Consider the following 25,702-nt stretch of genomic DNA (forward strand, 5'->3'; position numbering starts at 1 on the left):
ACAGTGAACCCGCACCGCCTGCCCGAACCCGCGCATCGGCCCCCGTCGTGCCCGCAATGCCCCTACGCGACAGGAGTCAGGAACTCACGACCACCCAGGTACGGGCGCAAAAGCTCCGGCACATACACGGAGCCGTCAGCCTGCTGGTGGTTCTCCAACAACGCCACAATCCACCGGGTGGTCCCGATGGTGCCGTTAATGGTCGCCACGGGCGTGGTGCCCCTCTCGGCCCGCTCGCGGATCGCCAGACGACGCGCCTGATACGTGGTGCAGTTCGAGGTCGACGTGACCTCCATCCACCGTTCCTGGCTCGGCAGCCACGCCTCACAGTCAAACTTGCGGGCAGCACTCGAACCCAAGTCGCCCGCCGCCGTATCAATCACGCGGTACGGAAGCTCAAGGGCCTTGAGCATTTCCTCCTCAATGGAGAGGAAACGTGCATGCTCAGCCGCAGCATCGGCCGCCGTCACATAGGAGAACATTTCCACCTTGTGGAACTGGTGCACGCGAATAATGCCCCGCGTGTCACGGCCCGCCGAACCAGCCTCACGGCGGTAGCACGCACTCCAACCGGCATAACGTTTGGGGCCGTCGCCCAGATCGATGATCTCGTCCGTGTGATAGCCCGCGAGCGCCACCTCAGAGGTGCCCGTCAAGTACAACTCATCGCGCTCAAGGAAGTAAATCTCATCCGCGTGCTTACCCAAGAAGCCCGTGCCAGCCATCGTCTCCGGACGCACAAGCGTGGGCGTAATCATGGGAGTGAAACCACGTTCCGTCGCCAGGTTCATCGCCGCATTCAACACCGCAAGCTCAAGCTGCGCGCCCACACCAGTCAGGAAATAGAAACGCGCGCCCGACACCTTCGCGCCACGCTCCATGTCGATCGCCTGAAGGCCCTCGCCAATGGCCAGGTGGTCCTGAACCTCGATGCCCTCGGCCGCGAAATCCCGCACCTGGCCCTCATGACGCAGCACCGTGAAGTTATCTTCACCGCCCGCAGGAACACCGTCCTCCGGCACGTTACCCAAGGAACGCGCAAGCTCGACAGCCTTGGTGGCCGCGGCATCGGCCGTCGCCTGCAACTCCTTCACACGCGCCGCCAACTCCTTGGTGTGAGCCAGCAACGCCTGCTTCTCATCGCCCTGAGCCTGCGCCACCTGCTTACCCAACGACTTCTGTTCGGCACGCTTGGCCTCAAACTCCGTCAATGCTGCACGCTGCTCGGCATCAGCGGCCAACACCTGGTCCACAATGGCCGGGTCATCGCCCCGAGAACGCTGGCTAGCGCGGAAGAGCTCGGGTTCGGCACGCAAGAGCTTGAGGTCAATCATGTCCGCGAGTCTAACGGGGCGACGCTAGGTAGGCTCCTGTCATGGTCCTCCCCATCACGCTCGGGGCTTCCGCCCTAGTGATCGCCGTCGTGGCGCTCGTCCTTGCCATCACGGTGGTGCGACGCGTCGGCAGCCGCGATCCGCTCTCGGTCCCGCTGTTTTGGCGTCGCTTGCTGCGCATCACTCCTATCTCCAGCGCCACCGCCGAACAAGCAGGCGCACTCCAGGGCCGCGAACGGCAAGTAGTCGCGTTCGTCGCCAACCCCTCCAAGACAGGCGTCACCGAACTGCGAGAGCGAGTCCTCCGCGCCTGCGCCGAGCGATACCTCCCCGAACCTCTGTGGCTCCACACCACCATCGAAGACCCCGGCACCGGACAAGCACGCGCCGCCATCGAAGCAGGGGCCGATGTCGTGGTCGCCGTCGGTGGCGACGGCACCGTCCGTGCAGTCGCCGAGGCACTGGTGGGACGCGACGTGGCGATGGGAATCATGCCGATGGGCACCGGCAACCTGTTCGCCCGCAACCTCGACATCCCCCTCAACGACGTCGACGGACAACTCCGCGTCATCCTCGAAGGCACCAGCCAAGCAGTCGACGTGGGCTACATGGACGTCGAACGTGCCTTCCCCGGCCACGGCGAAGACGGCACCCACCTGTTCCTGGTGATGGCCGGCGCAGGCATCGACGCAGAGATGGTCGCAGGCGCCGATGCCACCCTCAAGAAGCGCGTGGGCTGGCTCGCGTACTTCTTTGCCGCCGTGGAACACCTGGGCGACAAGCGCATGACCGCCACCGTTGCGGTTGACGACGGCGACGAAGTGACAGCAGAAATGCGCACCGTGCTGCTCGCGAACGCTGGCCGGCTACCCGGCGGCCTGCAACTGATCCCCGACGCCTCCATCACGGACGCCCAGCTCGATATCGCCACTTTGGACGCCCGCGGCGGCATCGTGGGCTGGACCGAACTGTTGGGATCGGTTGTGGCCCAAGGTGCAGGAATCAAGCAGTCCGAACTGTTGAGTGCGTGGCGCACGTCTCGCATCGATCATGCGCGTGGGACGGCTGTCAGTATCGAGATGGAGTCGCCGCAGCGGGTTCAGGTTGATGGCGAGTCGTTGGGCCGGGCGATCCGGTTGCGAGGTCGTGTGAAGCCGGGTTCGCTTGTGGTGAGGATTCCGCGGGACTAGAACGGTCTGGGGCGCCGTCCCGCGCCTGACTTCCCGCGAAATGGCTCCATCTCGCTGTTTTAGGGGCCTATAGCAGCCATTTTGTGCCACTAGAGGCGGTTGGGTCGTGCCCGCAGGCGGCCCAAGCAGAATGCCCGGCGACGCCGTCAGGAAGCGCAAGAACCGCTGTTAGCGCTCTGGAGCGAACCCCGCCATTCGGTGCGCGACCGCTTTGCGCACGTGCTGACGGCACCACTCGGGCCGGCCCGTCACGTCTTCCCACGTGAGCCGGACCGTCACGTAACCCTCACCCGCGAGGAGAGCGTCACGCTCAATGTCGTGGCGGCGGTGCGCATCGTCCGAGTGGAAGCGCGCACCATCAAACTCAACGGCGACCTTGGCTTGGCGCAAGAGAAGGTCGACCTTGAACGTTCGGCCGCCCGCACGAACCTTGCCCTGCATCTCCCACTCCAGCCACTCATCGCCGGTGAAGACCTCGGTCATTGCGCGATACTCCAACATCGACGTCACGCCGCGGGTTGCGAGCGCACACGCCTCCTCAAGCGCCGCGCGCTGAGGCAACCTGGGGTGATGCGCAGATCGACGCAGCACGTCCTGGGGGAACGCGATCCCTGACCTGAATGCGTCGAACACGAAGCCCATACGTTCCCGATCAGTCGTCCATCGCCACGCGAGAATGAGGGCATCCACGCGGTTGACCACGCGCACGCCGTCAATCACTGTGACGTCCATGGGTACGTCGGTTCGGCGGACGGTGAGCACAGCGGGTGCGGGAGTGCGCGTACCGCGCGGCACCACAGCATGGATCACCGGTGGAGACTCATCGCGCCAACCCGCGCACCACAATGCGGCGCGGCCCGCGACGGCACCGGTGGAGGGCAGCCACTGTGCAGCGACGGAGAGCTTGCACGGCACGGAAGTGGCGGCGTCGCGGTGCGCATAGAGGCCGGGGCCAACCCTCACCACATCTCCGAACCGCAAAGCCTCCGTCAACGTGGCGCTTGACCATCGCTCTTCTATTTCGCGCCGGTGGTGGGCGAGGCGAGACTCGGCTAGTGCAGCGGCGAGCGAGAACACGGCGAACGTCGAGCGTGGTGACATGCGGTCGACGTTAGGTTGGCCGCGCTACGCAACCCCACCGCAACCGACGGCCCTGGGGACGCCGGCCCCATGCATCGGTCTTGGGGACAACGCAGAGCCGTCGAAACCGGCGCGTCGCAAGCCCAGCATCGGCCCCACGGCCCCACGGCCGAGCGAAGTGGCACAAAATGCCTGTTATACGTACCTAAAACAGCGAAATGGAGCCATTTGGCGGGAAGGTGGCTAGTGGTTGCCCTTGCGCAGCGAATCCACCCAGGAATGCGCCTGATCGAAGGCTTCCTCGCCGGTGCCGACGTCTACGGGGTTCACCTCGGAGTCGGCCTTGGGATAGGACCCCAGGAAGCGCACCACGGGACACGTGCGCTTCAACCCCACGAGCGCTTCAGCAACGCGTGCTTCGCCCACATGCCCCAGCACGTCAATGGAGAACGAGTACTCGCCGGGACGTTCCCCAATGGGACGCGACTCGATGCGGGACAGGTTGACGCCACGAACGGAGAACTGTTCCAGCATCCGGAGTAGAGCACCGGCCTGGTCGGTGGGCAGGTGGACCACGATGGTGGTTTTGTCTGAGCCGGTGGGTTCGCCAATGGCGCGGGGCCGGCCCACCTTGACGAAGCGGGTGGCTGCGGAGACGTTGTCGGCGACGCGGTCGGCAAGCACGGTGAGGCCAGTGGCGGCGCCGGTGCCGGGTGGGGCCAGGGCTGCGTTGAAGCCCAGGTCGTCGAGCGCCAGTGACTCGTTTGCGAGGTCACGTGCTGCGGCGGCGTTGGAGGACGATGCGACGAAAGCGACATCCGGCAGGGTCGAGTTTGCCCAGCGGCGCACTTGTGCCCAGGCGTGCGAGTGGGCGGAGACGGCGGTGATGTCTGCCAGTTCGGTGCCGGGGCGGACCAACAACTCAAAAGCAATGGGCAGGACCGTCTCGCCCAGGATGACGAGCGGCTCGCCCGTCGCAAGGGTGTCCAAAGTAGCGGTGACGCCACCTTCCACGGTGTTTTCGATCGCGACCACGGCGTAGTCGACTTCTCCGGCGCGCAGCGCACCCAAGGCGGTGACGACGTCAACGCAGGGAACGTACTCGGCTTCCTGCGGGCTGGCCATGGTGCGCAGTGCAGCTTCGGTGAAGGTGCCGGCGGGGCCAAGGTAGGCGTACCGGGGAAGTGCAGTCACGTGGGGCGTCCTTAGTCGTCGGCGGGCGTGGCGGCGTTGCTCGACGCGGGGGCGCCGGGGGCTGCCGGCTCGCTGGTGCGTCCGGGCGTGAGACCTGTCTTCACGCGGCGGGTGCTGATGGCGAGCATCACATCACGGTACCGGGCCAGGCGTGCGCGGCCGCCTCCTTCGATGCCGGAGCGTTGCACGTGTCCCAGTTCGCATTCGACTTCGGTGACAGTGAGGCCGGCGTGGAGGACGTCTAGGATCATGCCGACTTCGAGTCCTGCTCCGCGGGCGAGGGGGATGGAGGCTTCGAGGGCTTCGCGGGTGAGGCAGCGGACGGGCGCGAGGGGTTCCTCGGGGGTCCAGTGGGTGGCTTTTTCGACGGCACGGCGGGCTGCTTTGGAGGAGGCGCCGTCGACGCGGGGTTCGCCTTCTGCGAGGGCGACGGCAAGGTCGGCGACGTCTTCGGTGACGGCAGCAACCAGGGGTGCGGCACCGACGGCGTGGTGTCCGAGCGCGCCGGGGAGGAGCAGGATGGCGCGCGGGGTGCGTCCGGGTTCGTCACGCATTGCGATGACCGATGCGCCGGTTTCGATGGATGCGGCGCGTCCGCGGTAGTGGGAGTGGCGGACCACGACGGCGCCGGCTTTGCGTGCGAGTTCTTGGGTGTTGTCGGTGGAGGCGTCGTCGACGACGAGGACGAGGTCGACGCCGGGGATGGCGCGGGCGGCGCGGACTGTGGCAGCGATGCGGCGAGCCCTGTTGTGAGCGACGATAAGTGCCGCTGCGACGTGGAGGTCTTCGGGGGTGGCGGCGGGGCGGCGCACCCGTCCGGCGCGGGGCGCGGACTTGCGGCTGCTAACGCGTGAGGCGCCGCGGTGGGTGCCGCGTCCGCGCACGCTGGCGTCGCTTCCGGCGGTGTCGCCGGGCGTGCCTGAGTCGTCAAGATCTGCCACGGCTCCCAGCCTAGCGCCGTCACCGGCAGATTTGATCAACCCTTGGGGTTTTCGTGGGGTGAGCGTGACTGAGATCACGTGCGGCCCTCACGGGATGGCGCGGGGCCGATGCTGACCAACGTTCCGTTGCAGGCGTGCGTGGGATGGTGGAAGAGTAAGGACTATGCACGAGCGCGCAGGCACGACCGCCCAGCCCCAGGACCTCATCAACGTGGATGACCTGTTGGGGAAGTACTACGACGTGATTCCTGATCCGAACGATCCTGAGCAGCGGGTGGTGTTCGGCACCTCCGGTCACCGCGGTAGCGCCTTTGATGCGGCGTTCAATGAGGCGCACATCGTGGCAACAACAGCGGCGATCGTGGAGTACCGCGCGGCGCAGGGCACGGACGGTCCCCTGTTCATTGGTTTCGACACGCATGCGCTGTCAGGCCCCGCAACGGAGACCGCGATTGAGGTGTTGGCGGCTGCGGAGGTCGAGGTGCGGGTGGATGCCCGGAACTCGTGGACTCCCACGCCTGCGGTGAGCCGCGCGATCCTGGTCGCGAACGGTGCGGCATCGGCCGCTGGCTTGCGCACGTCCGGTCCAGGGCTTGCTGACGGCATTGTGGTGACGCCTAGCCACAATCCGCCCCGCGATGGTGGTTTCAAGTACAACCCGCCTCATGGCGGTCCCGCGGATACGGATGCGACCTCGTGGATTGCGAACCGCGCCAATGAACTGCTGGCGGGGAACGCCTGGAAGCACGTGAAGCGCATTCCGTATGAGCGTGCCAAGCGCGCAGCGTGCGTGAAGCCGTACGACTTCATGGCGGCGTATGTGGCGGATCTGCCGAAGGTGATCAACCTGGACGCTATTCGCGATGGTGGGGTGCGCATCGGCGCTGATCCTTTGGGTGGTGCTGCGGTTGAGTATTGGGGTGCGATCGCTGAGGAGCACCGTCTTGATCTGACGGTGGTGAACCCCAAGGTGGATCCCACGTGGAGTTTCATGTCGCTGGACTGGGATGGCAAGATCCGCATGGACTGTAGTTCCCCTTACGCGATGGCGAGCCTGCGCACGCTGATGGACGGTGGAGCCGCGCCGTACGACATTGCGACCGGCAATGATGCGGATGCCGACCGGCACGGCATTGTGACGCGTGACGGCGGCCTCATGAACCCGAACCACTACCTCGCGGCAGTCATCAGTTATCTCTTTGGCGGGGCACGCCCGCAGTGGCCGGCCGATGCGCGGATTGGTAAGACACTCGTGTCGAGTTCGCTGATTGACCGGGTGGGCGCCAAGGTGGGCCGCCGGGTGGAGGAAGTCCCGGTGGGCTTCAAGTGGTTTGTGCCTGGGTTGATGGATGGCTCGGTGGGCTTTGGTGGAGAAGAGTCTGCTGGAGCGTCGTTCCTGACCCGCGAGGGCAAGGTGTGGACCACCGACAAGGACGGCCTCATCTTGTGTCTGCTGGCGGCGGAGATCACGGGTGCGACGGGGACTACTCCGTCACAGATCCATGCCGGCTTGGTGGAAGAGTTGGGTCAGAGTTACTACACGCGTCTGGATGCGACTGCGACGAAGGATGAGAAGGCCAAGCTGAAGGCACTGTCCGCCAGCCAGGTGCGGGCCACGGAGTTGGCGGGTCAGGAGATCACCGCGAAGCTGACGGAAGCTCCCGGCAATGGCGCTCCCATTGGTGGTCTCAAAGTGACCACGGCCGATGCGTGGTTTGCCGCCCGTCCATCGGGAACCGAGGACGTGTACAAGATCTATGCGGAGAGCTTTGTGTCACAGGCCCACCTGGGTGAGGTGGAGCAGGCGGCACGCCAGGTGGTGTCTGAGGCTCTCGAGGGCTAACCCACAAGAGCCTCAGACCCTGGTCCGTTAGAACTCCCTGCGCCTGGCGATCAGGATCAGCGCCCCGCCAAGTCCGAGTGTCAACAACGCCATCATCAGGATCCACCATCCCTGGTAGCCGGTGAGGGGCAGCACTCCCGTGGCGTCTTCGTCGAACTGGTTGTAGGCCGTGACTGTCACGGTGGCATCGGCGCCGATGGTCACGGAGGCTTCCACGTCTCCGTCCCCTGCGGGCACCAGCCGGGTGTCGTCTGCACCACCGTTGTCCGTCTCCGTGACGATGCAGACGGAGCCGGCTGCGATGCCGTCAATGGTGGCAGTCAACGGTGCGCCGCCGCCCAACACCACGGTGCCGCTGTAGGTCGTGACGGGGTCAACGTCCGGACGTTCCCACGTGCACTCGATCGTGAACGCGAAGGGCTCGGTGGCGTCTTCTGCACCGGCGCCCACGATTTCCTTCACGAGTTCAAGCGAACCCACGGCGAACACGTTCAGCACCTCAGCGCTGTTGGTGTCTCCAGGCGTGAGCACTAGGTCCGCTTGAGCGCCGTCCGTCACTGTGGGCTCGGCATCGGCCGTCACCACGGTCACCGTCGTTGACGCTGCACCACCGTTGTAGAGCTCGGTGACGGTACAGGAGGAGTTCGCGGGCAGGTTCTCGAACACGGCTGTTTCACCGTTGTCGAGTGCCGCGATCATGGGCGCCAGTGGGCCGTAGCCGTCCGCATAGACGGGATGCTCATTCACGCCTCCCTCGTCGTACACGCACTGCACAGCGATCCAGTAGGGGCCAAGGTCGGGCACGTTGCCTTCGGCATCCATGACGGACTCGTCCACGGTCTTGGTCACTTCGAGCGAAGCGAAAGCTTCGAAGAAGTTCGTGACGGTGACCGCAGCGGCCTCGGCTTCCTCGCCATCGAGAACCTGAACCGTGGCGGAACTGTCGCCCGGCTCACCTGGCGTGTACGTCACGGTGTCAGCCCCAGCATCGTCCGTCTCCGTCACCACGCAGGTGGACGGCGCCAGGATGTTCGTCACTGTCGCTTCGAGCGGCTGATCTCCGCCGAGCGTCAGATCACCGGTGTAGGACGTGATGCCGAACTCATCCGAGGTGCACTCGACGTGAACGATGAACGGTCCATCGCCACGTTCAGCAGCGCCATCACCAGTGACTTCCTTGGTGACCACCAACGCTCCGATGGGGTACGTGTTGGTGAACGTCACTCGGTTCGTGGTGAAGATTCCGGTCTCATTGAGGCCGATGCTGGTAGCGGTTCCCGTGGACGTTTCTGCGGTTTCTCCGGCAGGATGCACGGTCACGGTGCTCTCGCTGGCACTTGCGGTGTCAGTCTCCGTGACATCGCAGACGGTGCCGGTCGGCAGGTCCGTCAGGGTCTCGCTTTCGCCATGCATGAGGTCGAACATCATGGGCGTGCCGGGGTCGTTGGAGGCGAACTCGGCGGCGAAGACCTCCCGCTCGTATGGGGTGCCTTCGGCGTAGGTACACACCACTTCGATGGCGAACGGACCGACGTCCGGAATGTCGCCCGCCTCGTTGAGGATGGGGCCATCGACGATCTTGTCGACCACCAGCTCCGTGGGCACTTCGTAGCGGTTGTCGACCGCGATCTGGGCCACGGGTGTGTCGGTGCCGTCGTCCTCAATGGTGACCACACCAATGGAGGTGTCGCCGTCTTGAGCGGGGTCGAAGACCCACTGGTCAGGCCCGCCTTCGTCTGGCTGTTCCTCCGTGAGTACACATTCAGAGCCCACGAGGATTCCACCAACTGTGGTGGTCTCGCCGCCAACGACGGTGACCGTGTCATCGAAGGTCACCACGATGTGGTCGGGGTCGTCGGGGTCGACCGCTTCGCAGTACACCGCGACCTGGTACTCCTCACCCACGTGCGCATCGGCTCCAGGACCACTGAGAGTCTTGGAGATCTCCAACTCACCGGAGGCGAACTGGTTGATGAACTCGATGAAGTTCGTGGGTTCGGGGGCTTCTTCCGTCCCTGCGTTCGGGGTCAGCGTCAGCAACTCGTCCATGTAGATGAGTTCGCCGTCGGCTTCCTCCACGACAAACCCAAAGTCGGTGTCGTTCTCCCACACAATGCCCACGCGTGATGCGCCATGTTCGGGGTACTCACCCGCGATGCAGGTCGCGCCTGCAGGCAGGTCATCGAGCACCACCGACTCGAGGTGCTCGAGCGACACCGTCATGATCATCGGATACCCATCCAACGGGACCCAGTCGTCCGTGTTGGTAGCCGTGACGTACTCGTCGCGGTACACACAGGCCACGCCGATGAGGAACTCTCCAGCCTCACCGGGATCCACTCCGGAGCCACCGTCGTCACCGACTACAACCTTGCCGACCTCAAGCGACGCCAAACGGTAGACGTTGGTGAGCTCGATCGACACTTCCTCGCTGTCGCCGAACGGCACCACCACCTCGTCAGGGTCGATCGTGGTGTCCCACTGGCCGTAGTCGCTCTCTTCGAGCGTGCAGGTGGCACCCGTGGGCAGCGTGTCCACCACGGTCGCGGGGTCACCGGCAGTCAGCGTGTACTCGTCACGGATAACTTCCACCGTCTCACCATCGATGTCGACGGTGCACACCAACTCCACGGTGTAGTCGTCGAGCGCATACTCGTCTGCACCATCACCATCGAGCGCCTTGGAGATGGCGATCGAGCCGGTCGCGAGCGCCACGCCCACCTTCACGCCTTCAGTTGCGGCAACCTGAGTCCCTGTTTCCGTTACCGCAGACACGGCCACCGAGTTGTAGGCGATCGAGTCTTCGGAGGGAGGGCGCACGCCCGGGGTCATGGTCTCCACGTCGACCGTGAGGTACTCGCGCGGCAGCAGCGGGGTGTCGTCGGGGAAGGTCGCGACGTACATGATGCCGGTCACGTCTGCCAGGTCACCTGTGTAGGTGTCCCAGTCCAGCCATGCACCGCCACAGTCGCCACCAGTCATCTCGTCAGTACATGGCACCGCGTCTGTGGTGACATACACGTCGAGGACACCGCCACCGGCGGGGTGGTTCTGGAACGATGCCACGGGGTCCACGAGGATGGGGCCCCACTGGGAGCCGCGGTCGAGTTGCGGCGGCAACACGGTTTGGTCGCCTACCGCCGGCAAACGGTCGACAGCGACCAGCGTGGTCAATGGCACGTTTCCGGTGTTCTGGAGGCTCAGACGCCACGTTTCGATCTGGCCTTCCTGGGTGCGGGGCACACAGGGCGAGGCGAAGAACCCGTCGGCCGGTTCGCCGGTCGTGGGGTCGCAAGCCACATCGGTGGCGCCGTCGACGAAGGCGCCCAGGGTGTAGTCCGGGTTGTCGGTGTCACCCGCCCGGACGTACTTCACGGTGCGGATCGCACCTCCCTCGGCAACCGCGTTGGTCGCTTCTCCTTCGCAGGTCTCGAAGTAGTTCGCGGGATCGCCGTCGTCGGTTTCGCAGTAGTCGAACGACCGGTCCCCGTCGATCACAGCGGTGTTCGTGAACGTGACTGACGGCGAGATACCTGCCTGCGGAACCATCTGAATGGTGATCGTGAAGCTGGCCCCCACCGCGAGCGCCACCTGCTCACCGGGGTAACTGAACTCGATCTCGTCAGGGTCTCCAGTCGCGGGCGTCGGCGTGATCGTCACGTCATCCACATCGGTCGACGGGGCCACCCATGGCGCGGGCAACGGCTCGGCTGCGGAGTCGTCGAGAGTGAACGAATACGGGCTGTCGCCGGCAAGGATCACGTTCTCGTTGATGATCAGGTCAGGGTTGCCGTCACCGTCAGAGTCCGGGATGAGGTCCGTGAAGACGGGGTTATAGATGGGCGTCTCACCGGTGTTGGTGAACGTCAGCTCGAACTCGATGGGAGCACCAGGGCTCAACAGTTGCGCTGGGTCGTCGGGACCACCGGGTGACTTCACGACCTCTGCGGAGGTGATGGAGTGCTCGTAGATGACCGTCGCATCGTCTTCAGCATCGTTGCTGCTGATACCCAGGTCGGTACCGCCGTCTTCGCCGAGCAACGCAGTGATTTCGCCGTAAATCTCGTTCACCGAGTGGCCGGCAAGGGTCTCTCCGGGAGCGGCGAGGTTGCCCACGAGGTCCGTGGGAGGAGCGTCTCCGGTGAGCATGACGTCGCGTCGCTTGACCACCACGGGAACGGACTGGAAGGGGTTCCAGGGGTTGTCCCATGCGTCAGCCGAGCTGAAGGTGAATACCAGGCCGTTCACGTCCTCGGCGGTGTAGGAACCTGGCAGCGTGGGGACGCCAGTACCGTCGTAGGAGTCCGCAGCAAGGCCGGAATAGGTAGCAGTGCCGTCCGTCTCCGCGGTGCGTTCACAACCGCCAGAGATGGCGCCGCCCAGGCTCCCCGAGATGGGGTTCTCTGAGTTCAAGCACACCTGCATCACGGTGTTCTCGATTGGCACGGTGCGGAAGAACGCGTCATCGACCCGCACGAACTCGTACACGTTCCAGAAGCTGGGATCCAGGTCACTCACCGTCATGGTCACGGGGCGCGCGCCGGCCGTCGGCACCACTCCCAGCCACATAATGAACTCATCGCTGGATTCGGGGGTGGTCTCCACCTGGGTATAGGGGTCCTGCCAGGTGCTCATGTCCGCCGGAGCTGAGTCCGTGAAGCCCTTGGTCACGGCAACAGCGACCTCAAACTCGTCGAGCAGGACGTCCGCAGGAATGTCATCGGTCGTCACCGGCTCAGCCGCAGCATCGTCCACGGTGCCGGTCACCACGTTGTTGACCAACTGGCCGGCGTACACGATCTCATCGTCCGGATCATTCAATGTGTTGCCGCGGTACCGGTCCGTTTCCCGCAGTTGCAGCAAGAAGTCGATGGACCCGGTCGCGTTGGGGTGAATACCGCCAGTGGTGGGATCGCCTGCGCCCAAAGCCGGCTCATTGCGGCCGTGGAAGATGAGTTCCAGACCCACAACATCGGCCATCTCCGTCAGGCCCCACACATTGACAGCAGTGTTCATGTCGCTTGTCGACAGGCAAGGCGTAGCCGACTCGTCGCAGTACATGTTTAACGTGAAACCATCGGCGCCGTCCGGCAGGACGATGTCTTCAATGCTCTCAATGTTGAACACGTCAGACATCAGCAACGTGTCGGGGTCAGGGCGGTCCAGCGTAGGCCGGTCCTCGAGCGACAACTCGTCGACATAGGCAATCTGCGAATCGTTGGTGACCGTCAGGCCCACACCCGTGTGCGGGTAGAAGGACGGCTGCGTGCCCACCGGCGGAATACCCACCGGAGAGCCGTCCCACGTCTTGGTGGCACTCACCGACAGGTCTGCAGCGGTGATGACGATGTTGGTGCCGTCTGTGACCGTGGAGTCGCCGTTGACGGTGGACTCCGACTGAGCAGCGGCAGTGTTGCCCACATCGCCGGGGTCCGTCAGGTTGTACACAATCGACTCGTCCACAGGAACGGCGTTGTCGCTACGTAGCCAGTCACGGACACGGAACCGCAAGTCCACAGTCCTGCCGTCGCTCTGGTCCGAACGGGCCACACCGGAACCCACCGGCGGCACAATCTCTCCGGACACCGTGGCGCGCGAGTCGCTATCCGGGTTCTCAATGAAGATCACCCGAACAGCCACGGTCGTGGACTGCTCACTTTGGTTGAGGTTGAACTCTGGCATTGCGCCCTGGCATGCCGCTGTCGCACTGCCGTCGATGACGCCATCGCACACAGTGTTCGCGGGCGTGACCCACTGACCAGTGTCGCCGTTGAAGATCTGCACCGCGTCGACGGCGTCGTACTGCAACAACGGGTCTGTGACGGAGACTCGCACCAAGTCAAAGGCGTCGTAGAAGCTGTCGCTCGAGTCGAACGGCACACCCGTGTCCGCGGCAGGAGCATCGGCCTCATCGACGATCGTCATCTGGTCCACGTTGGCCACGCCGCCGGTTGACCAGAGAATCCGCGCGTTCGTGGTTTGGTGCGAGCGTCCAGGGATGCTGGCGTCGAGGTCACCTGAGTTGGTCACGAACGTCTTGTCGATGTCCGGCCCATTGCCGTCGGGGTCAGGCTCTTCTACCGTGACCGGGGCACACGCTTCCGCAGGCGCCTCGGGCGTCACGGGGTCGCCGGAGCCTCCGGTGCCTTCCGCATCGGTCACCGCACAGTTCGTCAGTTCGACTAGCCCGTCGTCGCCCCAGTCGACCGTGGCCAACCAGTCCTGGTCCAGCCCCATGACGACGTTGGGCTTGAACTCTGTTCCCGGGTCGAACGGCTCGTCAGGATTCGTGGGGGTGTACACGAACTGGAGACCGCCGATGTCCTCCGGATTGGGTGGCGGGAACGTGTAGTTGAAGACACCATCACCCACTGTGGGAGTCGTCAGTTGCACCCAGGAGTCCGTGGTCGTGTCGTAATAGTTCACCGTTAGCGTGGTGCCTGCAGGCACCGACACATCCACGATGGAGTCCGGGTTGAAGGCATCCCAGAAATCAGAGTTCTCCGGGTCAATGGGGTCCTGGACGATGATCTCGTCAGCCCCCACCGTGGAATAGGGGTCATCAGTGTTGCCGTCCACGGGGTCGCCTGCAATACCGCCCGACAGTTGCAACACCACCCAGTTCCCGGCCCACCCCAACACGTCGCTGGGGGTAATGGTTTTGCCGGTCACGGTGTCAATGTGCTCGTCGAATGCGAACAGCGTGTCGTTGTCGGCATCGGTGCCGTTCACGCCGTCCTCCGTGGTTCCAGTGACCGACACCTCATTCAGGTAGTCGGCTTGTTCAACACCATCCAGTGGGGGAGTGCCAATGATGACGGGGACCGATGCATCGGTTCCGCCAGGAGGAATAGGTTCGCCATCAGTGCTGGTAAAGGTGATAGAGAAGCTGGTCACCGTGGTGACATCAACGCCGGTCAGGTCCGGAATCTCTCCATCATCAAGATCGATCACCACCGGCCCACCGGTGGTCTGCAGCGTGAGCGTCCCCTCTTCCGCCTCCTCCGGGAACACGACCGGCCCGTCAAACCCTTCAAAGTGGAGGCCATCGGGAGAGAACACACCTGGGTCAGGTTCCGTGATGGTCAACGACTCGACCGGGAGCGAACCGTCCACTCCCGCGGTGATCGTGGCAACAGAGGACTCACCATGCACCACAAAGTCAGGGTCAAAGTCCTTGTCGATCGCGACCGTCGGAATGTTGGTCTCGATCGTGTAGTCCGCTTCGTTCGAAGTTCCTGTGGCGGTGTCGTCGTCACGATTGACCTCAGAACCTGCCCAGTTCATGACCACCGTATCGTCGGTGAGGGTGCCCGGGTCTTCCTGGACCAGGTCGAGCTCAATGCCGGCCGTGGCATCCTCGGCGATGCGGGGCGCGGTGCCGTCGTCGAGGAACTCCACCTCGACGCCGGTCACCGTCGCGGGATCGATGCCCGTGAGGTCAACGGTGAACGGCAGCGGAGTCACCGAAGCGATGTCGAGGGTTTGCGACACCGGGCCACCGGTCGTGTTCACCGTGATCGTGACCTGGTCCGCGCCGTCAGGAATTTCCGTGATGCGGATTGCCTCGAGATCGAGGTAATCGAACGTGTTGCTCGCGGACCCGGGCGCTGGGTCAATGATCGCGAAGCTGTCCGCCCCCGTCTCCGAACTGTTCTGCGCGTTGATCGTGGCGGTCGTCAGTTCGCCTTCACGGGCGGTGCCAGAGGTGGGGTCAAAGCTCTTGTCGACCGTCGTGGCCAGGTCCAGCGGCACGTCGATCGTGATGGGCCAATCAGAGGTCTGGGGCCCGTTCGTGGCGTTCGTGGCGTCGAATGAACCGGTGTTCACCAACTCCACCCCCGAGTAGTCATAGTCGGCATCATCCGGAACCTTCACGGGAATCGTGATGGTGGTGATGTTTCCCGCGGTCATACCTGAGCCGGGGTTCGCGATGTCCTCGAAATCCTTGATGAAGTCAATCTCGAACGCATCGTCCACGCCGTCGCCGGTGGTGTCTGAGGTGATGATCGAGAACGGGTCCTCTCCCACGATCGTGGGTGTTCCGTTGAGCACCAGGGGCGGAGGCAAGGTGTCGGTGACCGCGGCGTCATAACAGTTGGCCACATTGCATGTGACCTCAATGACGTAGTTGAAGGTCGCGCCTGGCGCCAGCGGCATTGACTCGGGGCCAGGGCCTGTCTTGGTGATCGACACCGTCGAGTCTGGCGGTGCCGCAGAGGCCGGAACCGCGCTCACTAGTAGACCTGTCGTGGCCAAGACTCCGACCAACAACGCCGATACAGAACTCCGAGTCCGCATGGGACCTCCTTGTGCTCACCCACCGGGTGCACGCAGATGGCGCACCGCTGCACGTTTTCTCACGGTATACGACACCTCACATATCGGCAGAAGTTGAGGTTCCCTGTAATGAAGATGGGATTTAAGATATCGGCATGCCACGGAAGACCAGGCGTGACGCGGTCGCGAATCGCGAGCGCCTGATCGAAGCCGCCTTTGACCTACTCGCTCAACGTGACGCCGATCTTTCTGTGCGGGAACTCGCTTTACATACCGGCCACGGCGTGGGGACCGCCTACCGTCATTTCCCCAGTCACGACGACCTGATTCGTGCGCTTTATGACACCGCATGGGAACGCATCACCGCATCGGTCGCTGATCTGCCTCCCAGCACGACTGCATGGGGGCACCTGGTCGCATTGCTCGACAAAACCACCACGACGCTTGCCGACTTCCCCGCAGTGCGCGCTGTGATGCGCCGCATGTACGACATCGACCCTGACTACGCCCCCGCCGCTGGGATGGCCGCAACACTGCAGTCGCTCATCGACGCTGCGGTGGCAGAAGGTGCGATGCGTCCCGGAATCACGGGCGGAGACCTTGCGCTGACCGCGTTCGCTCTTGGAGGCATGGTCGGCAACCCCAGTGCGCCCGAACGCGAGATGCTGCGCCGCCACCTGGTGGTGTTCCTCGATGGTCTGCGCGCCGACGGACACGCCACGGACCTGCCCGCGACCACCATGAACCCGCGCCAGTTCCACACGTTCGTCCACCGGTCCAACGCCCCTGCAAAGCCCGCGCATCACCCGTAACCGCCAATTTTCATAGCGCCTGTCAGAGTCCTGTGGTTGGCTTGGAGCTATGAAGACCACCGCACGCGTACTCGCGCTTTCGCTGATGTCCGTTCTTGTCCTGTCCGGATGCATCAAAATGGACATGAGTTTCACGGTCCATGAGGACAACACCGTCTCCGGTGACGTCGTCATGGCGGTGGAGGAAGGCACCGGCGAAGCGTTTGGCATGAGCGATGAGTCAGTGCTTGAAGAGATGTTTGCCGACACGGAGAGCCAGTTCCCCGGTGGCACCGTGGAGGAGTACAACGAGGACGGCTTTGTGGGCCAGCGCGTGTCTTTCGACAACCAGCCGCTTGAGGACCTTGGCGGCACCGACTCCGAAATGTCCCTCATCCGTGAGGGCGACGAGTTTGTGTTCACCGGCGCAGGTGCGGGCGCAACGGACGAAACCACCGACCTGTCCCAGCTTCCCGGAACGGCGTCAGTCTCCCTGACGGTGACGTTCCCCGGAGAGGTCACGGAGACGAACGGCACGATCGCGGAAGACGACCCCACCACCGTGTCGTGGGATCTGCTGACCCAGACCGAAGACATGAACGCCCGGGCCAACGCCACCGCTGATGGTGGCAGCTTCCCGCTGTGGATCATCCTTGTCGTGGGACTCGGCGTTGGTGTCGTTGCTGGTGTGGCGATCTGGCTGGGTGCACGCCGCAAGCAGGAGATTCTGGACGACGCCCCCACACAGGGTCCTGCCGACGCCACGTTTACTCCGGAGCAGGCCGATGCGACCACTGGCACAGCCCCTGTCGCCCCCACTGACGCTGCAACCACCGAGGCAGCGACCACCGAGGCAGCACCCGTCGAGGAGGCGCCAGCCACCGAGGTCGCCGCAGATGAGCCTGGGGTCGAGGAGCCAGTAGTCGAACCGGTCGCTGACGAAGCCCCGGCAACCGAGGACACCACCGCGGACGCCGCCGAGGAAGCCCCCGCCGCTTCCGACAGCGTGGAGGCGGACTCGACCGACGAGCCCACCGCAACTGACGAGCCTGAACAGAAGTGACTCGCGCGCTCGCACGCGCCTTCGCTAGCGCAAGCATTCTCCTCGCGCTCACAGGGTGCGTGCGGGCAACCGCTGACACAACCTTTGGCGAAGACGGAACGTTCTCGCAGACCGCGATCGTTGCGTACTCAGACTCTGTGTCGGGTGAGTTGGCCGATGTCATTGGCATGGACCCCGGCGTCCTCATCGGAGGTATCGAGGACTCCCCTGAGTTCCGTGCGTTCCACGAGGAGTACCCCGATCAGGTCACCATCTCTGACTACGACGACGGTGACCTCGCTGGTATCCAGCTTGAACTGACAGATATCCCGATCGACGCCTTCGACGAGGCCTCCACCCAGGCGCTCGGCACGCTGGGTGCATCAGCGACAGTCGCCCTGGAGGACGGTCGCTACACGGTCTCCTTCCTCAGGACTGGTCAAGATGCCGCGCAACTGCTGGCTCTGGGAAGTAGTCAGCTCGAACTCCTGGGCAGCAGCGTTGATGTAGAAGTGACGTTCACTTTCCCCGGCCCGGTGACATCCGCCACAGCCGGCGAGATTAGCGGCAACACCGTGACCATCGGTTTCGCCGACCTGGCGACAACTCCAGAAATCCGTATCGTCGCCGACGCCGAATCCGTGTTCCCATGGGCTGCCTTAGGCACATGGGCGGCCGTGGTGGGAGCATTTGCCCTGGTCATTGGCGGTGCCGCAGCACTGGTCATCCAAGACAAGCGGGCACGCGCGCGGAACTCTCTGCCTCCACCTCAAGCAGCCCCAGAGGCTACCGGTCCGGGTGTACTCAAACCTCCGTCGGCTGCGTCGCCCTCAGGGAAGGACAGCACGTAAGAGCGCCATCAACCCGCATCAGGTGAGAGCATGGAATACGTGCTTTCTCCCTATCGCTCAATTCTGAGCCGGCCTGGCGCCAAATCCTTCGCCTTTTCCGGGCTGTTGTCGCGCGTGCCCATGTCGATGTTCAACATCTCCTTCATCCTCATGGTGCAGATCGAGTACGGCAGCTACGAAATGGCGGGCCGGGTAGCGGCGATCGGGATTCTGTTCTGGGCGTTGCAGACGGTGCCTACCAGCCGTCTCGCAGACCGGATTGGTCAACGTGCAGCGATGATTCCACTCGCCATGCTCCACGTCGTGGGTGCGGTCCTGGGCGTGTGGGCAGCGATCAACCAGCAGCCGGAGTGGGTGCTGTGGATTGCTGTCATCCTGGCGTCGTGCCAGGGCCCATTGGGTTCGCTGACGCGTGCACGGTGGTCGCACATGTTGAAGTCAGACGAGGACATCCACACGGCATTCGCGTTGGAGGGGGCGCTCGACGAGGTGCTGTTCATCTCCGGACCGGCATTGGCCACGATCTTGGCCACCACGGTGTGGCCCGCAGCGGGCCTAGTGGTCTCCACGAGCGCGATGGTGGTGGGTCTCACCATCCTGTTGTCCCAGCGCGCGACCGAGCCTCCTGCCCGCCGTACCTCCGGCAAGGAACACACACTGGGCCTGCGGATTCCGCGCACGATCATCGCGGTGACGTTTGTGGCATTGGGCTTGGGGGTCATGTTTGGTGCCGTCGACATCTCCGTGGTGGCTTTCGCTGAGGAGATGGGCCACAAGGGTTGGTCAGGTTTGGCGTTGGGTGTGATCGCCTTTGGCTCGTTCGTGGGTGGCTTGTTCTACGGCACGCGCCACTGGAAGACCCCGTTGTGGAAACGTCTCATCATCGGTACGGCCATGTTGGCGATCGGGATGACGGTGCTGACGTTCTCTGTGAACTTGGTGATGCTGGCTGTCATTGGCTTCCTTGCAGGAATCGCGATCGCGCCCACCATCACCAACTGCGACACTGCGGTTCAGCGTGTGGTGAAGCGCGATCAGATCACCGAAGGTATGGGCTGGTTGCGCATCGGTCAGGGTGTGGGTGTGAGCTTTGGCGCCTGGGCTGGCGGATATCTGGTGGATCATCTTGATGCGCAGGCCGGCCTGTTCCTAGCTGCGGGTGCGGCGATCGCGATGATGGGCATTGCCGTGCTGACGGCGCCTGTGGTCCGCAAGGGCACTGAACGTCCTGGTATTGCGGCTGGCGACGATGCGGAGCCGCCGTCGATGCACGGCGCTGACGATTGGGTGGACACTCCGCCAATCGCACCCAACGTGTAGTCCGGGGACGGCTTGTGATGGGGGTCACAACAGTTCAGGGACCAACGTCCCGCGTGCATGGCACGAACCGTCCGTAACGTTATTCATGTCGTCAGGTGACAGGGAAGTCACCGAACAAAACGTGGCTCAGGCGATCATCCGGGGACTAGGTCGCCTGAGCCGCCACACTTCCGAGCGTCGGTGCCTCCCGCCCCTCCCCCCCGAGGCGCCGACGCCGGATCAATTTTCCCCCTCTCTCTTCTCTCTAGTAGCGCGATCTACGCTTGTGCCTCATGGGCCTGTACTACTCGAGCGCACTCCTGACGGTCTTGGCGACCGCAGCGTTGATTCCGCTCGCTACCCTCCCGGTTTTGGCGCGCACGGTCCGTAAGTACGGCCGGCTCCATGGGTGGCCATTGTTTGCGGCGGCGGGACTCATCGCATCGGCCGCCGCGCTGGCCGCGTTTACGGTGTTTCCGTTGCCGTCAGAGGATGACCTCCTCTGTAGCGCTGCGGGGCTGGAGAACTGGCAGACCACGCCACTGCACAGCATCGATGACCTCCGGGCTGCGGCCGATGCGGTGGGCACGAGCGGCCTCGCGGGCACGTTTACGTTCTGGCAGTTGGCGGCGAACGTGGCGCTCTTTGTGCCGTTCGCTTTCTTCTTGCATCAGGCTGCCCGGTGGCCGGGTGTTGCGGTGGTGGCGTTGTCGTTCGCGGTGTCGTGCACGATTGAGCTGTCGCAGGGCACCGGGTTCTTTGGCGTGTATCCGTGCCCGTACCGCAGGTTCGATATTGACGACATCATCACGAACACGACGGGCGCAATCCTGGGGGTGGTGCTGTCCGCGATTGTGGGCGCGCTCTTCAGGTTCACTCGCCCTGCGCCAACTCCGGATCTGGCGCCGCCGGGGCGGGTGCGTCGCGCCCTTGCGGTGCTCATTGACCTGACATTGGCGTTGCTGTTGGTGGCGGGCCTGCAGGTGGTGCTGGTGTTGGCCTGGGAGGTCACCACGGGCGGTGACGCAGAGCGCATCCCGGAGAACTCGGCGTTGTCGTGGGGCACACGGGTTGCGGTGGCGGTGTGGATGGGGGTGATCGTTCCGGGGTTACGCAGGGACCGTGCCACATGGGGACAGGCGGTCATGTACATCACTCCTGCACGGGTGGATGCTCCGGGTGCGGTGCAGGCGGGTTGGTCACTGTGGGTGCGGGCCGTGGTGCGGTGGTTGCCGTGGGTGCTGTCTCCGGCGGTGGCAGGTCCGTTGATGGTGATGGCGGAGTTTGCGTGCACGGTGGTGCGCCGGGACCGGCGTTCAGTCTCTGATGTGGCGTCGGGGACGCGCATGAGTTCGGTGCCGGCGATGGAGCAGGCGCGTCGCTACGGTGTGGCTCAGGACCCGGGTAGCCTCGCTTCATGACCGCACGTATTGCCATTGTCACGACTGTGGAACTCGCCGAACCGGACATGGATGAGGTGCTGCTGTTGCCGCTCTTGCCGGAGGCGGAGCGGGTCGCATGGGATGACCCGAACGTGGACTGGTCTGCGTACGAGGTTGCGGTGTTGCGCACCACGTGGAACTACACCGAGCACCTTCCGGAGTTCTTGGCGTGGGCGGACCGCGTGAGCGCGGTGACCCGCTTGGTGAACCCGTTGTCGGTGCTGACGTGGAACACGGACAAGCGCTACCTGGCGGACCTGGAAGCTCGCGGACTGCCGGTGGTGCCCACGGTGTTTGTGGCACCGGGGGAGTCGGTTCCGGCCGATGCTCTGCACGGTTCCGTGGTCGTGAAGCCTTCCGTAGGTGCGGGGTCCGCGGGGGCTGCGCTTTTCCATGACGATGCGGCGGGGGCGTTGGCGCATGCGCAGGCGCTCCACGCTGCGGACAAGACAGTCATGATTCAGCCGTACCTGGAGCAGGTCGACACGGTAGGCGAGACGGCCATGGCGTACCTGGGCGGACAGTTTTCGCATGCGGCACGGAAGGCCGCGATCTTGTCGAAGGAGTTGTCGAACTCGACGGGCCTGTATGCGGATGAGGAGATCTCGGCGTATAGCCCGTCGGTGGCGGAGCGGGAGTTGGCGGACCGTGCGGTCGCGACGTTGACCGGCGTTGCATATGCGCGGGTCGATTTGCTGCCCACCGACGATGGCCCGGTGATTCTGGAGTTGGAACTCGCGGAACCGAGCCTGTTTTTGCATGTCTCCGAGGGCGCACCGGAGCGGGCTGCCGCCGCTTTCCGCGCCTTGTTGCCATAGAAGTCACCACCAGTACGTGGGGTACTTGCCGGTTCCGGTGAGCCCGCGCAGGAGCCCAAAGCCCACCAACACTGTGGCGGCGAGCGCGACGCAGATCACGAAAGAAACGTGGCCGTGAGGTGTCATGGCGCCGATGACGGCGGTGGCGGCTGCGGGCGAGTGTGAGGTGCGGGCCACCATCATGGCGCCCAGTGCGATCCCACCGGCGAGCGCACCCGCCCACAGAGAGTGACTCAGGGCGCCCACGGCAACTCCGACGAGTGCGGAGATGACTTGTCCGCCCACGACGTTGCGGGGTTGCGCGAGGGGAAGGGCTGGGGCTCCCGCGATGAGGGCGACGCTCGCTGCCATGGGCGGAATGAGCAGCAGGTGTCCGGAGAGTGTTCCGAGTGCGACGAGGGCCGCGAGCGCCCCGGTGGCGGTGGCCGTGGCCCACATGACGGTGGTGGCGGGGGGCCGTGCGGGGGCTTTGCTGGTGCGGAGTGTGGGCGCGAGGGCGGTCATGGAGAGTCTTTCTGTTGGGGAACAGTCAAACATGCCTGAGAACGCTCGTTCTCGTGTGCTTGAATAGACTAGAGAACGAACGTTCTCCCGCGCAAGTCACCACCGTCAGGAGCCGGCAATGCCCACAGACCAGGACCGCCTCCTCGACGCTGCAGAAAAGCTCTTCTACGAACGCGGCTACCAAGCGGTTGGCATGGACGCCCTCCGCGAAGCCTCCGGGCTACCCCTCAAACGCATCTACGCGCTCTACGGAGGCAAAGACGCGATCGCCGTGGCCATGCTGGACCGCCGCGACCTGCGCTGGCGTCACGCACTCGCCGCCCACGCCTCCCACGACCCCGAGCCCGCGCATCGGCCCCTCGCCATCTTTGACTGGCTAGAGACCTGGCTTGCCACAGACGGGCACCGGGGGTGCGCGTGGATCAACGCCTACGGGGAACTCGGCAGCACGTCACCCGCCATCGCAGACGCCGTACGTGAACACAAGGCACGGGTGCGCGAGTACGTCGCGGACATCGTCGAAGCCGCTGGCGGCACTCCGGAAACCGCCCACTCCATCTCTCTACTCCTGGAAGGCGCCATGGTGACGGCGGGCATCACCGGCGACCCCAGCGCAGCACGCCACGCACGCCACGCCGCGGCCACCTTGCTCCAGAGCTAGTCGGCCGCGACCGGCTCCGCTCCCGCATAGGGATCCAGCAGGTAGTTCTCGCCGGCGCATCGGGCCACGATCAGATCGCCATCAAAGGTGCCGCGCCGCACCGCATCCGCCGGACTGCATTCCAGGTTCGGAGTGGCAACCTCAGCCACCTCAAACGAGTCATTGCTCAAGTCGTGGATGAGCCACTGCTCCTCCTGCGGCTTGCCGGACCCGGCGTGCTCGTACACCCCGTGATAGACGGCTCGCATGCCCTCCACGTCAAACCAGGCCTGTACGCCTTCACCCTCGGAGAAGCCCTGCCGCACCATGCGAGTGATCCGCGACGAGGCCAGCGAGCTCACAAAGTCCTCGCCGTCACGCCAGAACACGCCCGTCGAGTAGCCGCCCGCGTCGTACGACTCCCACAGCTCCAAACCATCGGGCTGAGTGGCCAGGTACTCGACGTTGCTGATCCCCTCCTCGGAGTGGTTGGCGGTCGCCACGGCGCCGCCATCCCAGTTGCGCTCGGCTTCACCTGTCAAGAGGTCCAGCTCGGTCACAAGTGCGGCCGTGGGCCGGCCACCCCGGCGCATCCACGCCACGTTGCTTTCCGGGTCCCAATGCACCACAGAGAGGCGGTAGTCGTTGCGGAGTTCATCCGTGACCAAGAACAGCTCCCCTGTGGGGCTGACGAGGACCAGCGACTGGCGTTCAGCGAGCGCCTCCTGACCGTCGCCGTCACCTTCGCGCACCACCGTCAGGTCCCATGAGGAGTCATCCAACTCCCAAATCCACTCGGGAAGCTCGTACATGGCGGGGCGTGTCTCAGACGCTTCTATGAGGATCGGCAACTCATAGTCGGTGCCGTGGAGCCACACCGGGCGCCCATCCTCGTCCTCCGCCGCGGCGGCCTCTGCTGAGGACGTCACGCCAGGGGTGCTGTCGCCACGGTCAATGAACCCGTACTCGCCTAGGAACCAGTACGCGCCATAGGCCGCACCTGCCAGGATGACCAAAGCGATGAGCCAGCCCACCGCAAACTTGCCGTCATCCGCACGCATCGCGCGGGCTCTTGTCTCCAACGACCTCCGCCACCACATGCTCCGAGCGTAAGTCAGCCAAGTCATCGGCTCCTCACAGCCGCACCGGAAAAGTTCGGGAACTCCTGCCGGCCCCCTCCAACACCACGCAAGCTGGCCCCAGTTTCCCGCACGCACTTGCATCACAAGCGCGCGATTGCCACAGTGTGACAATGGCCGTGCCTGCCCCCGAGACTCTTGTGACGAATCCGCTGACCGGATTGACCCTTCCGCAACTACGCGAACGCACCTCCGCCAAGTGGCGCAAGTATGCGGCCGATGTGCTGCCGCTGTGGGTTGCGGAGATGGACGTGGAGGTTGCGGCACCCATCCGAGAAGTGCTGGAACGTGCGCTCGCCACGGGCGACCTGGGCTATGCGTCCGGGACTGCGTACACGGAAGCGCTGGCGGGATTTGCGGACCGTCACTGGGGGTGGAACGTTTCCCCGGGGCAGATGACGACCGTCGCGGATGTCATCACGGGGTACACCGACATCATTTGCTTGCTGACGGAACCTGGCGATCAGGTCGTGGTGAACCCGCCGGTGTATCCGCCGTTCTTCTCCTATTTGCGCGCTGCCGGACGTCAGCTCACCGATGCTCCTTTGGGCGCCGACTTGCGACTGGACTTCGCAGCGCTGGAGTCCGCGTTCGCCTCTGCCACGGAGGGTGGCCGCAGCGCCGCCTACCTGTTGTGCAACCCCCACAACCCTGGCGGTACCACCCACACTCGGGAGGAGTTGGAACGGGTCGCCGCGCTGGCGGACCAGTACAACGTTCGGGTCGTGGTGGACGAGATTCACGCGCCGATCGTCTATGCGGGTGAAGAGTTTGTGCCGTACCTGTCGGTCGCGGGCGGTGAGCGGGGCTTCTCCGTCATGGCGGCGTCGAAGGCCTGGAACCTTGCGGGCATTCCGGCCGCCATTGTCATTGGTGGTGCGGCGGTGCAGAACGAGCTCGCACGCTATGGCAACTCTGCCCACCATGGCCCCACGCACTTCGGCACACTCGCGCAAACCGCTGCGTACACGCACGGTGACGCGTGGCTGGACAGCTTGTTGCAGGGGCTTGACTCCAACCGCCACTTGGTCGCAACACTGGTGGACGAGCACCTCCCTGGGGCGATCTACCATCTGCCGCAGTCCACGTACTTGACGTGGATCGACTGCCGCCCACTGGAGCTGGGATCGGACCCCTCGGCACACTTCTTGGAGCATGCGCGGGTGGCGTTGAACTCGGGGCCCACGTTCGGTACTGGCGGCGAGGGGCATGTGCGCCTCAACATCGCCACGCATCCGGACATCATCACGGAGGCCGTGCGCCGTATGGGCGCCTCCACTCACCGCGGATAGTCGCGTCCCCGCGGGCATGGCG

General features: G+C 64.4%; 17 protein-coding genes. 10 read left to right on the forward strand and 7 right to left on the reverse strand.

What is annotated here, in order from left to right; genetic code table 11:
- Positions 1-62: 62 nt before the first annotated feature.
- The gene (gene serS / locus ON058_RS01180; protein ID WP_274667198.1) at positions 63-1,334 is read right to left on the reverse strand and encodes a serine--tRNA ligase; all 1,272 of its coding nucleotides are present in this window, start codon (positions 1,332-1,334) and stop codon (positions 63-65) included.
- A 41-nt stretch (positions 1,335-1,375) separates the two neighbouring features.
- Here serS and ON058_RS01185 point away from each other — a divergent pair, with 41 nt between their 5' ends.
- A complete protein-coding gene (locus tag ON058_RS01185) occupies positions 1,376-2,524 on the forward strand; it encodes a diacylglycerol kinase family protein (protein WP_274667199.1) in 1,149 nt (382 codons plus the stop codon).
- Positions 2,525-2,692: 168 nt separating this feature from the next.
- Here the strand turns inward: ON058_RS01185 and ON058_RS01190 are convergent, their stop codons facing one another.
- From ON058_RS01190 to ON058_RS01200, 3 genes are all read right to left on the reverse strand, one after another.
- The gene (locus ON058_RS01190; protein WP_274667200.1) at positions 2,693-3,625 is read right to left on the reverse strand and encodes an endonuclease domain-containing protein; all 933 of its coding nucleotides are present in this window, start codon (positions 3,623-3,625) and stop codon (positions 2,693-2,695) included.
- Between the two features lie 222 nt (positions 3,626-3,847).
- Positions 3,848-4,798: a prephenate dehydratase gene (gene pheA / locus ON058_RS01195; protein WP_274667201.1), complete on the reverse strand. Its 951-nt coding sequence runs from the start codon at positions 4,796-4,798 to the stop codon at positions 3,848-3,850.
- Positions 4,799-4,809: 11 nt separating this feature from the next.
- Positions 4,810-5,739 (reverse strand): glycosyltransferase family 2 protein, encoded by a 930-nt coding sequence (locus ON058_RS01200; protein WP_274667202.1) that lies wholly within the window; start codon positions 5,737-5,739, stop codon positions 4,810-4,812.
- Positions 5,740-5,902: 163 nt separating this feature from the next.
- On the opposite strand from ON058_RS01200, the gene pgm reads away from it, so the two are divergent.
- Complete coding sequence (gene pgm / locus ON058_RS01205) at positions 5,903-7,582, forward strand: phosphoglucomutase (alpha-D-glucose-1,6-bisphosphate-dependent) (protein ID WP_274667203.1); 1,680 nt, start codon at positions 5,903-5,905, stop codon at positions 7,580-7,582.
- 27 nt (positions 7,583-7,609) lie between these two features.
- Here the strand turns inward: pgm and ON058_RS01210 are convergent, their stop codons facing one another.
- A complete protein-coding gene (locus ON058_RS01210; protein WP_274667204.1) occupies positions 7,610-15,883 on the reverse strand; it encodes a DUF5979 domain-containing protein in 8,274 nt (2,757 codons plus the stop codon).
- Between the two features lie 134 nt (positions 15,884-16,017).
- Between ON058_RS01210 and ON058_RS01215 the strand changes: the two genes are divergently transcribed.
- From ON058_RS01215 to ON058_RS01240, 6 genes are all read left to right on the forward strand, one after another.
- Positions 16,018-16,674: a TetR/AcrR family transcriptional regulator gene (locus tag ON058_RS01215; RefSeq protein WP_274667205.1), complete on the forward strand. Its 657-nt coding sequence runs from the start codon at positions 16,018-16,020 to the stop codon at positions 16,672-16,674.
- A gap of 49 nt (positions 16,675-16,723) precedes the next feature.
- Positions 16,724-17,716 carry a hypothetical protein gene (locus ON058_RS01220; protein ID WP_274667206.1) on the forward strand — a complete coding sequence of 331 codons (993 nt, stop codon included), beginning with the start codon at positions 16,724-16,726 and terminating at the stop codon, positions 17,714-17,716.
- Positions 17,713-18,546: a hypothetical protein gene (locus ON058_RS01225; RefSeq protein WP_274667207.1), complete on the forward strand. Its 834-nt coding sequence runs from the start codon at positions 17,713-17,715 to the stop codon at positions 18,544-18,546. The genes ON058_RS01220 and ON058_RS01225 overlap by 4 nt, the downstream gene beginning before the upstream one ends.
- Positions 18,547-18,576: 30 nt before the next feature.
- Complete coding sequence (locus ON058_RS01230) at positions 18,577-19,866, forward strand: MFS transporter (RefSeq protein WP_274667208.1); 1,290 nt, start codon at positions 18,577-18,579, stop codon at positions 19,864-19,866.
- A 272-nt stretch (positions 19,867-20,138) separates the two neighbouring features.
- Positions 20,139-21,266: a VanZ family protein gene (locus tag ON058_RS01235; RefSeq protein WP_274667209.1), complete on the forward strand. Its 1,128-nt coding sequence runs from the start codon at positions 20,139-20,141 to the stop codon at positions 21,264-21,266.
- The gene (locus ON058_RS01240) at positions 21,263-22,105 is read left to right on the forward strand and encodes a RimK family alpha-L-glutamate ligase (protein WP_274667210.1); all 843 of its coding nucleotides are present in this window, start codon (positions 21,263-21,265) and stop codon (positions 22,103-22,105) included. The genes ON058_RS01235 and ON058_RS01240 overlap by 4 nt, the downstream gene beginning before the upstream one ends.
- A 3-nt stretch (positions 22,106-22,108) precedes the next feature.
- Here ON058_RS01240 and ON058_RS01245 read toward each other — a convergent pair whose 3' ends face one another.
- Complete coding sequence (locus tag ON058_RS01245) at positions 22,109-22,609, reverse strand: HPP family protein (RefSeq protein ID WP_274667211.1); 501 nt, start codon at positions 22,607-22,609, stop codon at positions 22,109-22,111.
- Positions 22,610-22,727: 118 nt separating this feature from the next.
- Here ON058_RS01245 and ON058_RS01250 point away from each other — a divergent pair, with 118 nt between their 5' ends.
- Complete coding sequence (locus tag ON058_RS01250; RefSeq protein ID WP_274667212.1) at positions 22,728-23,270, forward strand: TetR/AcrR family transcriptional regulator; 543 nt, start codon at positions 22,728-22,730, stop codon at positions 23,268-23,270.
- Here ON058_RS01250 and ON058_RS01255 read toward each other — a convergent pair.
- On the reverse strand, positions 23,267-24,376 hold the full coding sequence (locus tag ON058_RS01255) for a hypothetical protein (protein WP_274667213.1): 1,110 nt from the start codon (positions 24,374-24,376) through the stop codon (positions 23,267-23,269). The genes ON058_RS01250 and ON058_RS01255 overlap by 4 nt on opposite strands.
- 125 nt (positions 24,377-24,501) lie before the next feature.
- Here ON058_RS01255 and ON058_RS01260 point away from each other — a divergent pair, with 125 nt between their 5' ends.
- Positions 24,502-25,680, forward strand: a complete 1,179-nt coding sequence (locus tag ON058_RS01260; RefSeq protein ID WP_274667214.1) for a MalY/PatB family protein — start codon at positions 24,502-24,504, stop codon at positions 25,678-25,680.
- The last annotated feature ends 22 nt before the right edge of the window (positions 25,681-25,702 follow it).

The sequence above is a fragment of the Demequina sp. B12 genome, from assembly GCF_028823635.1.
Lineage (GTDB): Bacteria > Actinomycetota > Actinomycetes > Actinomycetales > Demequinaceae > Demequina.